Source organism: Streptomyces sp. bgisy130, from assembly GCF_057708345.1.
This window is the reverse complement of record NZ_JBYISA010000006.1, coordinates 113620-128134: the sequence shown is the minus strand read 5'-3', so window position 1 is coordinate 128134 and position 14515 is coordinate 113620. Positions and strand designations below refer to the sequence as shown.

The following is a 14515-nucleotide window of genomic DNA, read 5'->3' as shown; positions in this document are numbered from 1 at the left end:
AGACAGGCCCTAATCCGTCCGCTGCTCCGGCCCGCCGTAATCCGGGCTGGTGAAGTCCGGGCTAGAGTAGCGCGGGCGGGACCCCGAGGAGCCGCTGTCGGGGCTGGTGAACTGGGGGCGGGTGTAGCCGAGGGTGGGAATCCGGCTCTCCGGGGACGTGGTGCTGCGTGGGACGTAGCGGGCCGGGTCGTCGTCCGGGGTGGCGCTGGGGTCGTTGAGGGCCGCACGGAGAAAGGGCAGCAGACCGCGTTCCAGGAGGGCGCGGCGCCAGGCCTCGTGGGCCTGGTTCAGCGCCTCGGACGGCTGCTCCGCTCCGGCGACCTGCGCGGAGGCGCCGTTGCGCAGCGCCGTGATGAGCAGGCCGGCCATGGCGACGAGAGTGCCCGCCGCGGTCAGCGCCGCGAAGATCCAGCCGACGCTGATCAGCGGCTGGGCCAGGGACTTGTCAGGGCTGACGGCGCGCAGCACATACCCGAGGAGGAGGAAGAGCACGGCGGCGATACCGGCGAGCACGGGGGCGAGCACGGCGATCATGGCGGTCAGCCCGGCGCCGGTGGTTTCGGCCTCGTCGAGGGCCGCGGCGCTGTCCGGTCCCGGTCTCCCGTCGGGGTCCGCGTTCTGCTCCTCGCCGTCCGCATCGGCGACGGACACGAGGGGCGCCGGGGCGCGCAACTCGGCGCGGAGCTGCACATAGCGTTGGTATTCGGCCGTGGCGCAGGCGGCGATGGCGGTGGTCGCGCTGAGCGCCATCGTGCGCAACTGCTCGGCATTGAAAGGGTTTCCCGTGGCGGCGGTCAGGTCGTCCGGGCGGTACGGGGCGGTACGCAGTGCCTCATCGAGGAGCCGCGCAAATTCCGCGCGATCCTCGTTCAGCAGGTGCGGAGCGCTGTTCATGTGCATCCCCCGATGCTCCGTAGGGCCGTACGGCCGGCGTTGGCCGGGCAGTGGGCGGAAACGGAGGAGAGCCTGCTACGGATAGTCCGATGGTAGAGCGACTCCGGCACGGCGTGACAGAGAGTTTGCGGAAATTGAGTAATGCCACGACCGGTTTCCGCCGGTGCCGCTCCCCGTTTTCGTGCTGACCGCCCGTAGGTCGGACAGGCGTACGACTATCGGGCCAACCCTCAGCCGGCCAACGGAAGTTGCACGACCAACAGCTTTCCGGCCATCGTGACGCCGCCGTCCATGGCGATGGCCAGACCATCGGCGTAGACATGCGGGCCCTCGACCGCGACGCTCTCGCTCTCGCCGTCCTCCGTACCGACCTCGCCCAGCAGATACGGGATCGGGCTGTGGCCGTGGACGACCCGGTCGCCGCCGTAGGCGTCGAGGAGTTCCCGGACGGCGTCCGAACCGGCCTCGTCGCGGAAGGCGAAGCGCTTGGTGAACTTGCGGAACAGATCCCAGACTTCATCCGCTTCGCTGCGGGTGAGCACGTCATGGACGGTGTCGTTGACGGCCTCGATGGAGTCGCCGTATTCGAGGTAGGCGGTGGTGTCGGAGTGCACGAGCAGATGCCCGTCCTCCTCCATCACCGCGTCCAGCCGGGCCATCCACTGGAGGTGGTGGTCCTCCAGGCGGTCCATATCGTTCTTCTGGCCGCCGTTGAGGAGCCAGGCGGCCTGGAAGGACGCGGTGCCGGCGCCGGACTGTACGGGGGTGTCGCCGAAGCGCTTGGCGCCCAGCAGCAGGAGTTCGTGATTGCCCATCAGGGCCTTGCAGTAGCCGCCGGCCGCCGCGGCCTCGGCGGAAAGCTGCATGACGAGGTCGATGACGCCGATTCCGTCCGGGCCGCGGTCGGTGAAGTCGCCGAGGAACCAGAGCCGGGCGTTGCCCGCCGCCCAGTTGCCGTCGGCGTCGATCAGCCCCTCGGCGGCCAGCGCCTCGCGCAGCTCGTCGTAGTAGCCGTGCACATCGCCGACGACGTACAGCGGGCCCATGCCCTCGGGCGCGTCGGGGTCCTGGGCCGGTTCGGGCACCGGGACGACCGCCGGGCGGTCGATGAGGGTGTCCGTACGGCCCGGGGTGATGACCGGGAGGTCCCGCGCGGTCGGGGTGTACTCCTCGGGCAGCTCGGCCGGCGGCGCCGCGGGGGGCGCGGCCGGAGGTGCGGCAGGGGCACCGGCAGGCAGATGCAGCGGCGGGCCGGCGGGCGGCACGGGGGACCCGGCGGGCGTGCCGGAAGGCACTCCGGGCGGCGGAGCAGGCGCCGGAGTTTCTCCCGCCATGGTCCGCACCATGGGTCCCAGACTGGCCCCCTGAGTCATCGACCCCTCCACCGTCGCGCCGCCGTGCACCTCTCGGACCTTTGCCTGGTCGACGGCGGTCCGCGGTGTCGTGCGCCCATCATAGGAATGCTGGTCGCGGGTTGTGACGCACCCGGGGGTGGTCAATCCGCCAGACCCCGGCGTTCGCGGCTGATTTGCACCGAGATCGCCGTGTTTTTTCCGCGGAGAAGAGAACGCCGGGTCGTCCGTATGTGGGAGCACCCTCAGTCGCCGGCCGGTCCCCGTGGCGGGCTGACGGTCGTTCGCGGTGACCGTCGCTGGGACGAGGCACGGACGATGAGATCGGTAGGTATCACCTGTTCGATGGGCCGCCCGTTGTCCAGCCCTTCGATGGCGTCGATGAGGATCTGGATGACGGCGGTGCCGATGCGGCGCGGTTTGAGGGACAGCGTGGTGATCGGCGGTTCGGTGGCGGCGTAGAGCGTGGACTCGCTACAGCAGACCAGCAGCAGGTCCTCCGGAACCCGCAGGCCGTAGCGCCGGGCGGCGGCGAGCAGGTCGGTGCCGTTGGGGTCGAAGAGCCCGTAGACGGCGTCCGGGCGGTCCGGGCGGGCCAGCAGCCGGTCGGCGGCCACGGCCCCCGCGCACGGGTCGTGGGCCGGGTAGGACTCGTAGACCGGATCCTGGCCGACCCGCTCGCACCAGTGCAGATAGGCGGTGGTCGAAAGGCGGGTGTAGGTGTCGGTGGTGTTGCCCGTGAGGAGGCCGATGCGGCGGGCGCCGGCGTCGGCGAGATGGTCGAGCAGGCCGAGGACGGCCGCCTCGTGATCGTTGTCGACCCAGCCGGTGACGGGCAGTGCGCCGCCGGGGCGGCCGTCGGAGACGACGGGGATGCCGTGCCGGACGAGTTCGGTGACGACGGGGTCGCCGTCGGCGGGATCGATGACGACCGTGCCGTCGAGGGCGACGTTGGACCACACATCGTGGCGGGAGGTCGCCGGGAGGATGACCAGCGCATAGCCGCGGGCCAGGGCCGCGGAGGTGGCGGCTCTGGCCATCTCGGCGAAGTAGGCGAATTCGGTGAAGGTGAAGGGTTCGTCCCCGTACGTGGTCACGGTCAGGCCGAGGAGCCCTGACTTGCCGGTACGGAGCGTGCGGGCGGCTGCGGACGGGCGGTAGCCCAGCCGGTCGGCCACCTCGCGGACATGGCTACGGGTGGCATCCGGAAGCCGGCCCTTGCCGTTGAGCGCGTCGGAGACAGTCGTGATCGACACACCGGCTGCGGCGGCCACGTCCCGGATGCCCGCCCGCCCCAGCCGGCGGCCGGTCGACCGGCTCACCTGGTGCTTCCCTGCTGCTGTCATGGCGAGCCGATAGTAGGGCTCGTCACGGCAATTCACAGGGGTCGACCAACGGCTGTGGAAAGGCACGTTTCTGCACGGTGATCAGTCACCAATTCCCTGCAAAATAAAGGGAGTTGGCGTTCGCAGTGATCATTCCGGGGGAGAAGTTCCACCTTGACCTGTCGATCGGTTCCGGTCCCGAAGTGGTCTCAAGTCACCTTGACGAGGGATGCGCGCCACGGCGTAAGCCACCGGCGTGCGTCGGTCCGGGGAGCGCTCCCAGGAGGGATTGCGCGGGGCTCTCCGGCGGGCCCGTCCAGGTGGTGGAGAGTCGCCGCCGGCGGGTCGGGGCTGCCGCCGAACGGGTTAATCCTCATAAGGTGTGCAGTATTGGAGATGAGTGGACGGTCGAGGAGGACCTGCGGTGAGCGAGAAGACCCCGAAGCTGCGTGCTGCGCTGGACGGCGTCCCCACCTACAAGCCGGGCCGGCCGGCGGCGGCCGGCGGCCCCGTCACCTACAAGCTGTCCTCCAACGAGAACCCCTATCCGCCGCTGCCGGGGGTCCTGGAGAGCGCGGTGACCGCTGCCGGGTCCTTCAACCGCTACCCGGACATGGCCTGCACGGGCCTGATGGCGGAGCTGTCCGAGCGGTTCTCGGTGCCGGTGGAGCATCTGGCGACGGGCACCGGCTCGGTCGGGGTGGCTCAGCAGCTGGTCCAGGCGACGTCCGGGCCCGGTGATGAAGTGATCTACGCCTGGCGTTCGTTCGAGGCGTACCCGATCATCACCCAGGTCTCCGGCGCCACGCCCGTGCAGGTCCCGCTGACCTCCGGCGAGGTGCACGACCTGGACGCGATGCTCGCCGCGATCACCGACCGGACCCGGTTGATCTTCGTCTGCAACCCCAACAACCCCACCGGCACCGTCGTACGCCGTGCCGAGCTGGAGTCCTTCCTGGACCGGGTGCCTGCCGATGTGCTGGTGGTGCTGGACGAGGCATACCGCGAGTTCATCCGGGACGCCGAGGTGCCGGACGGCATCGATCTCTACCGCGACCGCCCCAACGTGTGTGTGCTGCGGACCTTCTCCAAGGCGTACGGCCTGGCGGGGCTGCGGGTCGGCTTCGCGGTGGCCCATGAGCCGGTGGCCGCCGCGCTGCGCAAGACGGCGGTGCCGTTCGGGGTCAGCCAGCTCGCGCAGGAGGCGGCGGTGGCGTCGCTGCGCAGCGAGGGCGCGCTGCTGGAGCGGGTCGATGCGCTGGTGGCCGAGCGGGCGCGGGTGGTGGACGGGCTGCTCGGGCAGGGCTGGACGGTCCCGGAGTCGCAGGCCAACTTCGTCTGGCTGCGGCTGGGGGACCGGACGGTCGACTTCGCCGCGGCCTGCGAGCGGGCCGGGGTGGTCGTGCGGCCGTTCCCCGGTGAAGGAGTGCGGGTGACGATCGGCGAGAGCTCTGCCATGGATCTGTTCCTTCAGGCCGCGGAGGAGTTCCGCAAGGCGCTGTAGGCCGTCGTCAGGACGCCGTACCGAGGCCGTGGGTCTACCCGACCCACGGCCTCGGGGTGTTTCCGGGGGTACGTGATCGCAGTCACGTACCCCCCTGGGATTGGCTCAAAAGTCATAGGAGATAATTGCTTGTGAATGTGAACGCGTTCACAAGCCCATCCGTTATGCGTCTTTTATTGGGTGCATAAGGGGCATTGCCGTGGTGCCACACGGCGACGTAAGGAGCACGACATGGAACTGGCGTTGGCGCCAGAGACTCTGGCGCGATGGCAATTCGGCATCACGACCGTCTACCACTTCCTGTTCGTCCCCCTGACGATCTCCCTCGCCGCTCTGGTGGCCGGACTCGAGACCGCATGGGTGCGTACGGGTAAGGAGAAGTACCTCAAGGCCACCAAGTTCTGGGGCAAGCTGTTTCTGATCAACATCGCGATGGGTGTCGTCACCGGCATCGTCCAGGAGTTCCAGTTCGGGATGAACTGGTCCGACTACTCGCGGTTCGTCGGCGACGTCTTCGGTGCTCCGCTGGCCTTCGAGGCGCTGATCGCGTTCTTCTTCGAGTCCACCTTCATCGGCCTGTGGATCTTCGGCTGGGACAAGCTGCCGAAGAAGATCCACTGCTTCTGCATGTGGATGGTGTCGATCGGCACCCTGCTCTCCTCGTACTTCATCCTCGCGGCGAACTCCTGGATGCAGCACCCGGTCGGCTACAAGTACAACGCCGCCAACGGCCGGGCCGAGCTGACCGACTTCTGGAAGGTGCTGACCCAGGACACCACCCTGGTTGTCGTCTTCCACACGCTGACCGCGGCCTTCCTGACCGGCGCCGCGTTCATGGTCGGCATCTCCGCCTTCCACCTGATGCGCAAGAAGCACATCAAGGTCATGCGCACCTCGCTGCGGCTCGGGCTGATCACGCTGGTCATCGCCGGTGTCCTCACCGCGATCAGCGGTGACTCGCTCGGCAAGGTCATGTTCAAGCAGCAGCCGATGAAGATGGCCGCCGCCGAGGCGCTCTGGGAAACGGAGAAGCCGGCGCCGTTCTCGGTCTTCGCCTACGGGGATGTCGACAAGGGGCACAACAAGGTCGCCATCGAGGTTCCCGGTCTGCTCTCCTTCCTCGCCCACAACGACTTCACCTCGCCGGTCCCCGGCATCAACGACGTCAACAAGGCCGAGCAGGAGAAGTTCGGGCCCGGCGACTACCGGCCCAACATCCCGGTCGCCTACTGGGGCTTCCGCTGGATGATCGGCTTCGGGATGTCGTCGTTCGCCATCGGGCTTGCCGGACTGTGGCTCACCCGTAAGAAGTTCTGGCTGGCGCCGGGGCTGCGTACGGGGGACGAGGAACCACCCCGGCTCGCTCTCACCAGGAACAAGGAGCTCGGTGCCCGGCTGAGCAAGTGGTACTGGTCGCTCGCCTTCGTCACCCTCGGCTTCCCGCTCCTCGCGAATTCCTGGGGCTGGATCTTCACCGAGATGGGCCGCCAGCCCTGGGCCGTCTACGGCGTGCTGCGCACCTCGGACGCGGTGTCCCCGGGCGTCTCGCAGGGCGAGGTCCTCACCTCGATGATCGTCTTCACCACGCTCTACGCGATCCTCGCCGTGGTCGAGATCAAGCTGCTGGTGAAGTACGTCAAGGCCGGCCCCCCGGAGCTCAACGACTCCGACCTCAACCCGCCCACCAAGATCGGCGGCGACAGCACGGACGCCGACCGGCCGATGGCCTTCTCGTACTAGGAGGCGACTGTGCAACTCCACGACGTCTGGTTCGTCCTTATCGCCTTTCTCTGGACCGGGTACTTCTTCCTCGAAGGATTCGACTTCGGAATCGGCGTCCTCACCAAGCTCCTCGCCCGTGACCGGCAGGAGAAGCGGGTACTGATCAACACCATCGGGCCGGTCTGGGACGGCAACGAGGTCTGGCTGATCAGTGCGGCCGGTGCGACCTTCGCCGCCTTCCCCGAGTGGTACGCCACTCTCTTCTCCGGCTTCTATCTGCCGCTGCTGCTGATCCTCGTCTGCCTGATCCTGCGCGGTGTCGCCTTCGAGTACCGCGTCAAGCGGCCCGAGGAGCGCTGGCAGCGGAACTGGGAGCACACGATCTTCTGGACCTCGCTGCTGCCCGCGGTGCTGTGGGGCGTGATCTTCGGCAACATCGTGCACGGGGTCAAGATCGATGCCCACAAGGAGTATGTGGGGAGCCTGCTCGATCTGCTGAACCCGTACGCGCTCCTGGGCGGTCTGGTCACGCTGACGCTGTTCACCTTCCACGGCGCGGTGTTCGCCTCGCTGAAGACGGTGGGTGACATCCGGGACCGGGCGCGCCGGATGGCGGCCGTCCTCGGGCCGGTCGCCGCGGTGGCGGCGGTCGGGTTCCTCGGCTGGACGCAGGCCGACAAGGGCGACAGCGCCAGCCTGGTCGCCATGGTCGTGGCGGTGGTCGCGCTGGTCGCGGCGCTCGGGGCCAACCGGCTCGGGCGCGAGGGCTGGGCGTTCGCCTTCTCCGGCCTCACCGTCGTGGCCGCGGTCACGATGCTCTTCCTGACGCTCTTTCCGAACGTCATGCCGTCCACGCTGAACGAGAGCTGGAACCTCACGGTCAGCAACGCCGCCTCCAGCCCCTACACCCTGAAGATCATGACGTGGGGTGCCGGTTTCGCCGCACCGCTCGTGATGCTCTACCAAGGGTGGACCTACTGGGTGTTCCGTAAGCGCATCGGCACCCAACACATAGCCGAAGCCCACTAGTTGAGCCGCCGCCCTTCGGGGCGGCCTCAGCAGGAGGACATGTTTCACGTGAAACCCGTCGACCCGCGTCTGCTCCGCTACGCCCACGCCACCCGCGGCTTTCTGATCGCGGTGGTGGTGCTCGGGCTTGCCGGAGCGGGCCTGGTCGTGGGCCAGGCGATGCTGATCGCCGAGGTCGTGGTGGGCGCGTTCCAGCACGATCTCGCCCTCGGCGCCCTGACCACACCTCTGGCGCTGCTCGCCGCGGTCTCCGCCGGACGCGGCCTGGTCTCCTGGCTCACCGAACTGGCCGCCCACCGCGCCGGTGCGGCGGCCAAGTCCGAGCTGCGGATGCGGCTGATCGAGCGGGCGGCGCGGCTGGGGCCCGGCGCGGTCATCGGCCGCACGGACGGCGGCGCGCAGGTCCCGGAGACGGCCGGCGCGGGCGGCGCTTCCGGTGCGGGCACCCTGGAGATGCGTACCGGCGAACTCACCGCCCTCGCCACCCGGGGCATCGACGCCCTGGACGACTACTTCGCCCGCTATCTGCCGCAGCTGGGGCTGGCGGTCGTCGTTCCCCTCGCGGTGCTGGCCCGGATCGTCACCGGCGACTGGCTCTCGGCGCTCACGATCGTGCTCACGCTCCCGCTGATTCCGCTGTTCATGGTCTTGATCGGGTGGGCCACCCAGTCGCGGATGGACCGTCAGTGGCGGCTGCTCGCCCGGCTGTCGGGCCACTTCCTCGATGTCGTCGAGGGCCTGCCCACCCTGAAGGTCTTCGGCCGGGCCAAGGCCCAGGCCGCCGCCATCCGGTCCATCACCGGGGAGTACCGCCGGGCGACGCTGCGCACCCTGCGGATCGCCTTTCTCTCCTCCTTCGCGCTCGAACTCCTCGCCACCATCTCCGTCGCCCTGGTCGCGGTCGGTATCGGCATGCGGCTGGTGCACGGTGAACTCGACCTCTACACCGGCCTGATGGTGCTGGTGCTGGCGCCCGAGGCGTATCTGCCGCTGCGGCAGGTCGGGGCGCAGTACCACGCCGCGGCCGAGGGGCTCTCGGCCGCGGAAGAGATCTTCGCCGTCCTGGAGACCCCGCTGCGGACGCCCGGCACCGCGCCCGCTCCCCGGGGCACCGCGCTGGCCGTCGAGGAACTGGTGGTCCGCCACCCGGGACGGACCGCCGACTCGCTCCCCGCGACCTCGTTCGAGGTCCGGCCAGGGGAGACCGTCGCGCTGGTCGGACCCTCCGGCGCCGGCAAGTCCACCCTGCTGAGCGTGCTGCTCGGCTTCACCGCACCGTCCGAGGGCCGGGCCCTGGCCGACGGCCACGACATCGCGTCCCTCTCCCCCGAGAGCTGGTGGCAGCGGATCGCCTGGGTGCCGCAGCACCCGCATCTGTTCGCCGGCACCATCGCCGAGAACGTACGGCTGGCGCGCCCGGACGCGGCGGACGACGCGGTGCGCACCGCCCTGGGAGACGCGGGCGCGCTGGACTTCGTCGACGCGCTCCCGGACGGCATGGCGACCCGGCTCGGCGAGTCCGGTGCCGGGCTCTCCGCAGGTCAGCGCCAGCGCCTCGGGCTCGCCCGCGCCTTCCTCGCCGACCGCCCGATCCTGCTCCTGGACGAGCCCACCGCGAACCTGGACGGCGCCACCGAGGAGGCGATCGTGGCCGCGGTCCGCCGCCTCGCGGTCGGCCGTACGGTCCTGCTCGTCGTCCACCGGCCGGCGCTGCTGGCGGTGGCGGACCGGGTGGTGCGGCTGCCGGGACCGGTGGCGGGGGCCGCCGTGTCCGAGGCGTCGGGCGCGGTGCGGCGTGCCGGAGCGGCCGCGGCGGCGGTGCGGCCGGAGACGGCCGGGGAGGCGGTTTCCGGGGACGCCTGGGCCGCTTCCGTGGACCTCGCGCCCGAAGCCGCGAACGGGGCCGCTGCTGACTCCTCCAGCGGTGCGGCGCTCGGCCGGCTGCGGCGGCTGGCCCGTGCCCATCGGGCCCGGTTCGCGCTGGCGCTGCTGCTCGGGAGCCTCGCGCTGGGCAGCGCGGTGGGCTTGATGGCGACATCCGGCTGGCTGATCTCGCGCGCGGCGCAGCAGCCGCCGGTGCTGTATCTGATGGTGGCGGTGACCGCGACCAGGGCGTTCGGCATCGGGCGCGCGGTCTTCCGGTATGCCGAGCGGCTGGTCGCCCATGACACGGTGTTCCGGATGCTCGCCGACGTGCGCGTCGCCGTCTTCCGGCGGCTGGAGCGACTGGCGCCGGCCGGGCTCAGGGAGCGCAGCCGGGGCGATCTGCTCTCGCGGCTGGTGGCCGATGTCGATGCGGTGCAGGACTACTTCCTGCGCTGGCTGCTGCCCGTCGGTGCGGCGGTGCTGGTCGGCGCCGGTGCGGTCGGGTTCACCGGATGGCTGTTGCCCGAGGCCGGGGCGATCCTCGCCGGCGGGCTGCTGCTCACGGGGGTGGCGGTGCCGCTGCTCTCCGGTGCGCTGGCCCGCCGTGCGGAGCGCCGCCTGGCGCCGGCCCGCGGGCGGCTCGCCACCCGGGTCGTCGATCTGCTCACCGGTACCGCCGAGTTGACGGTGGCCGGCGCCCTGGGGGCCCGTACGGAATCGGTGCGGCGCGCGGACCGGGAGCTGACCCGGATCGCCTCCCGCTCGGCCGCCGTGGCCGGGACCGGCGCCGGGCTGTCGGCGCTGCTGTGCGGGCTGACGGTCGCGGCTTCGGCGGTGGCGGGTGTCCAGGCCGTGCACGCGGGCCGGCTGACGGGGGTGGCGCTGGCCGTCGTCGTGCTGACGCCGCTGGCCGCGTTCGAGGCGGTGGCGGGGCTGCCGCTCGCGGCGCAGTACCGCCGGCGCACCCGGCACGCCGCCGAGCGGGTCTTCGAGGTGCTGGACGCGCCGGTGCCGGTGTCCGAGCCGGTCACCCCGGCCGCCGCTCCGGCGACGCCGTTCCCGCTGGCCGTACGGGAGCTGACCGCGCGCCACCCGGGACAGGACCGCCCGGCGCTGGACGGCATCGGCTTCACCCTGACGGCCGGGCACCGGCTCGCCGTCGTGGGCGCGTCCGGCTCCGGGAAGACCACGCTGGCGCAGGTGCTGCTGCGCTTCCTGGACGAGGAGTCGGGCACCTACACGCTGGGCGGCACGGCTGCCCGGGAGATGGCCGGGGACGCGGTGCGGCGGCTGGTGGGGCTGTGTGCGCAGGACGCGCACCTCTTCGACAGCTCGCTGCGGGAGAACCTCAGGCTCGCCCGGCCGGAGGGGCGCGGTGACGCGGACGCCGACCAGGATCTGTGGGACGCGCTCGGCCGGGCGCGGCTCGCGGACTGGGTGCGCGGGCTGCCCGACGGGCTGGACACCATGATCGGGGAGCGCGGCGCCCGGCTGTCCGGTGGCCAGCGGCAGCGGCTGGCGCTGGCCCGTGCGCTGCTCGCGGACTTCCCGGTGCTCGTCCTGGACGAGCCCGCCGAGCATCTCGACCTGGCCACCGCCGACGCGCTGACCGCCGATCTGCTGACCGCGACCGAGGGTCGTACGACGGTCCTGATCACCCACCGGCTCACCGGCCTGGACGCGGTCGACGAGGTGCTGGTCCTGGACCGCGGGCGGGCCGTGCAGCGCGGGACGTACGCGGAGCTGGCCGCGGCCGACGGCCCGTTCCGGCGGATGCTGGAGCGCGAGCGGGCGGTGGACGCGGCGTACGGCGAGGCCCAGCCGGTGGGGTAGCGCGGGGGCCGGCCGGCGGCGGGGAGCGGGGGCCTGCCGGTGGCGTGCACGGGCCGGCCGACAGCCCACCCCCGTAAACTGGACTTTCCCCGGAAAACCGCCCTTATTAGGCTCATGGCATGGCAGCCACGGCAGGACCACCACCCTCAGACCCCAGGGACCTCGGGAGCGGTGGCCCGGGTGCGGTCCCCGACCCCATGGACGCCGCCACCGAGGCGACCCGCAGTCTGCGCGGTCTGTCGACCGAGCTGACCGCCCGGGTGCCGCAGTTGCTGGAGGCGATGCGCACGGTCGGCGCGGGGCTCGATCTGCACAGCACCCTGGACCGGATCGTGGAGACGGCCGCCGAGCTCGCCGACGCCCGCTATGCGGCGATCGGGATCATCGACGAGGCCCGTGAGGGGCTGTCGGACTTCGTGACGTACGGCGTGACCCCGCAGCAGCACCAGCGGATCGGCGCGCTGCCCGACGGCCACAAGGGGCTGCTGGGTGCGCTCATCCACGACCCCAAGCCGCTGCGCCTCGACGACCTCACGAAGGACGCCCGCTCGGCCGGTTTCCCGCCGGGGCATCCGCCGATGCGGACCTTCCTCGGGGTGCCGATCCGCGTCCAGGGCGACATCTTCGGCAATCTCTATCTGACGGAGAAGCGCGACGGCGGGGTGTTCAGCGAGGAGGACCTGCACATGGTGCGGGTGCTGGCCACCGAGGCCGGGATCGCGATCGGCAACGCCCGGCTGTACGCGGCGACCCGGCAGCGGGAGCGGTGGATCGACGGCTCCGTGGCGGTGACCACCGAACTCCTCGCCGGCAGCGATGTGGACGATGCGCTCGCCGTGGTTGCCGAGCAGGCGCGGAAGCTGGCGGACTCGGCGGCCGGCATCGTGCTGCTGCCCGATGAGGAGGGCGGGCTGGAGATCGTCGCGGTGTCGGCGGACGAGCCCGCCGGGATCATGGGGACGCAGATTCCGACCGACAGCCCGGTGGTGGAACAACTCCTCGCCGGGGAGCCGGTGTTCGTGGACGACTCGGCCACCGATCCGCGCATGGTCACCGACATCGCGCAGCGGTTCGGGCCCAGCATGATGCTGCCGCTCAAGAGCGGCGGCCGGGTGCTGGGCACCCTCGCGACCCCGCGGTCCCGGGGCGCCCGCCCGTTCACCGCTGCGGAGCGGACGCTGGCCACCCAGTTCGCGGCGCAGGCCGCGCTGGCGCTGGTGCTGGCCGACGCCCAGCGTGACCGCGAGCGGCTCGCCGTCTACGAGGACCGCGACCGGATCGCCCGTGACCTGCACGATCTCGTGATCCAACGGCTGTTTGCGACGGGCATGATCCTGGAGAGCGCACAGCGCCGGACCGTGGTGCCGGAGGTGGCCCATGGTGTCGGCAAGGCCGTCGACGAGCTGGATGTGACCATCCAGGAGATCCGCACCGCGATCTTCGCCCTCCAACAGGGCCCGGCCGAGGCGCCGTCCGGGCTGCGGACCCGGGTCCTGCGCGAGATCGGCACCGCGGCCGTACCGCTCGGCTTCCAGCCCTCGGCCCACTTCATCGGCCCGGTCGACACCCGGGTCGGCGGGCTGACCGGCAAGAACCTGATCGCCGCGCTGCGGGAGGCGCTGTCGAACGCCTTCCGGCACGCCCAGGCAACCCGGATCGAGGTCGTCGTCGATGCCACGATCCGGCTCCCGGACGGCACCGACGGTGTCCGTCTTACCGTCGCCGACGACGGCATCGGTATCCCGGACAGCGGCCGCCGCAGCGGCCTCAAGAACCTCGCCAACCGGGCGGAGGCGCTGGGCGGCTCCAGTACGTACGGCCCGGGGCCGGGCGAGGGCGGCACGGGCACGATGGTGCGGTGGGAGGCGCCGCTGTAAGACGGCACGGGGCGGCGTCGCGCCGGACGGGCCCTAGAGGTGGCCGTCCCGAAGGATCCGCTCGATGACCGCCGCGACACCGTCGTCGTTGTTGGACTCCGTACGGCGCGTCGTGGCGGCCAGCACATCCGGGTGCGCGTTGGCCATGGCGTACGAGGTGCCGGCCCAGGACAGCATCGCTATGTCGTTGGGCATGTCCCCGAAGGCGACGACCTCTTCCGGCGCGATACCGCGCTCCGCACAGCAGCGGGCCAGGGTGCCGGCTTTGCTCACGCCGGGACCGCTGATCTCCAGGAGGGCGGTGGGGCTGGACCGGGTGAAGGTCGCGAGAGCGCCGGCCGCCGTATGGGCCAGCGCGAGGAAGGCGTCGGGGTCCAGCTCGGGGTGGTGCGCGAGCAGCTTGATCACGGGCTGGTCGGGGAAGGCGGGGGCGGCGCCGTCCGGGCCGTCCGGCTCGGTGTCCTCCGGGCCCAGCGGCGGGACGAAGTCATCGGCGAGCAGCTTCTCCGCCGGGGCGACGACCGCTGCCGGATCGAGGAGCAGGGGCGGGTACTGCGGCTCGTAGTGGATGCCGCCGGTCCGCTCGACCGCGAACGAGGTGCCGGGCGCGGCGCTGCGCAGCGCGTCCACGACCTCGCGGGCGGCGGTCCGCTCCAGCGGGCTGACCTCGACGATCCGGCCGCCGCGGTGCAGATCGACGACCGCCGCGCCGTTGGCGCAGATCGCCAGGCCGTGACCGTGCACATGGTCGCTGACCACGCCCATCCAGCGGGCCGGGCGTCCGGTGACGAAGAAGACCTCCAGGCCGGCCCGTTCCGCGGCGGCGAGCGCGGCGATCGTGCGGTCCGAGACCGTCTTGTCGTCGTGCAGCAGGGTGCCGTCGAGATCGGTGGCGATCAGCCGGGGCGTCACGGCCGTTTCGGGCGCCCGGGCCGGAGGGGCGGAGGCATCAGTCACGGGGCCATCTTCCCGTACCGCGGTGCACAGGAGTGCGGTGGGTTGCGCGGATGAGCCCGCGCGCCGTCGGTCCGAGGACGTATGGGCAGGTGGACCGGGCCGCCCGGAGCACCGCGGGGGAATCGTCGGCTCCTTCGGACGGCCGTAAGCTCGGAG

At 71.3% G+C, this 14515-nt stretch carries 9 protein-coding genes; 5 read left to right on the top strand and 4 right to left on the bottom strand.

The window, feature by feature from the left end:
* Window positions 1-9: 9 nt before the first annotated feature.
* The 3 genes from AC3EUV_RS10965 to AC3EUV_RS10955 form a co-directional block, all read right to left on the bottom strand.
* The gene (locus tag AC3EUV_RS10965; protein ID WP_432144195.1) at window positions 10-900 is read right to left on the bottom strand and encodes a hypothetical protein; all 891 of its coding nucleotides are present in this window, start codon (window positions 898-900) and stop codon (window positions 10-12) included.
* Between the two features lie 224 nt (window positions 901-1124).
* Window positions 1125-2228, bottom strand: coding sequence for a metallophosphoesterase (locus AC3EUV_RS10960; protein ID WP_432144194.1), 1104 nt, complete (start codon window positions 2226-2228; stop codon window positions 1125-1127).
* A gap of 263 nt (window positions 2229-2491) precedes the next feature.
* Entirely contained in the window at window positions 2492-3592 is a 1101-nt protein-coding gene (locus tag AC3EUV_RS10955; RefSeq protein ID WP_432144193.1) for a LacI family DNA-binding transcriptional regulator, read from the bottom strand.
* A 403-nt stretch (window positions 3593-3995) separates the two neighbouring features.
* On the opposite strand from AC3EUV_RS10955, the gene hisC reads away from it, so the two are divergent.
* The 5 genes from hisC (at window position 3996) to AC3EUV_RS10930 (ending at window position 13402) form a co-directional block, all read left to right on the top strand.
* Window positions 3996-5075 (top strand): histidinol-phosphate transaminase, encoded by a 1080-nt coding sequence (gene hisC, locus AC3EUV_RS10950; protein WP_435602759.1) that lies wholly within the window; start codon window positions 3996-3998, stop codon window positions 5073-5075.
* Between the two features lie 231 nt (window positions 5076-5306).
* Window positions 5307-6815: a cytochrome ubiquinol oxidase subunit I gene (locus AC3EUV_RS10945; protein WP_432144191.1), complete on the top strand. Its 1509-nt coding sequence runs from the start codon at window positions 5307-5309 to the stop codon at window positions 6813-6815.
* Window positions 6816-6824: 9 nt separating this feature from the next.
* On the top strand, window positions 6825-7826 hold the full coding sequence (cydB, locus tag AC3EUV_RS10940; RefSeq protein WP_435602758.1) for a cytochrome d ubiquinol oxidase subunit II: 1002 nt from the start codon (window positions 6825-6827) through the stop codon (window positions 7824-7826).
* A 48-nt stretch (window positions 7827-7874) separates the two neighbouring features.
* Window positions 7875-11525, top strand: coding sequence for a thiol reductant ABC exporter subunit CydD (gene cydD, locus AC3EUV_RS10935; RefSeq protein ID WP_435602825.1), 3651 nt, complete (start codon window positions 7875-7877; stop codon window positions 11523-11525).
* 197 nt (window positions 11526-11722) lie between these two features.
* Window positions 11723-13402, top strand: coding sequence for a sensor histidine kinase (locus AC3EUV_RS10930; RefSeq protein WP_432144217.1), 1680 nt, complete (start codon window positions 11723-11725; stop codon window positions 13400-13402).
* A gap of 33 nt (window positions 13403-13435) precedes the next feature.
* Here the strand turns inward: AC3EUV_RS10930 and AC3EUV_RS10925 are convergent, their stop codons facing one another.
* Complete coding sequence (locus AC3EUV_RS10925; protein WP_432144188.1) at window positions 13436-14359, bottom strand: Cof-type HAD-IIB family hydrolase; 924 nt, start codon at window positions 14357-14359, stop codon at window positions 13436-13438.
* Between the last annotated feature and the right edge of the window lie 156 nt (window positions 14360-14515).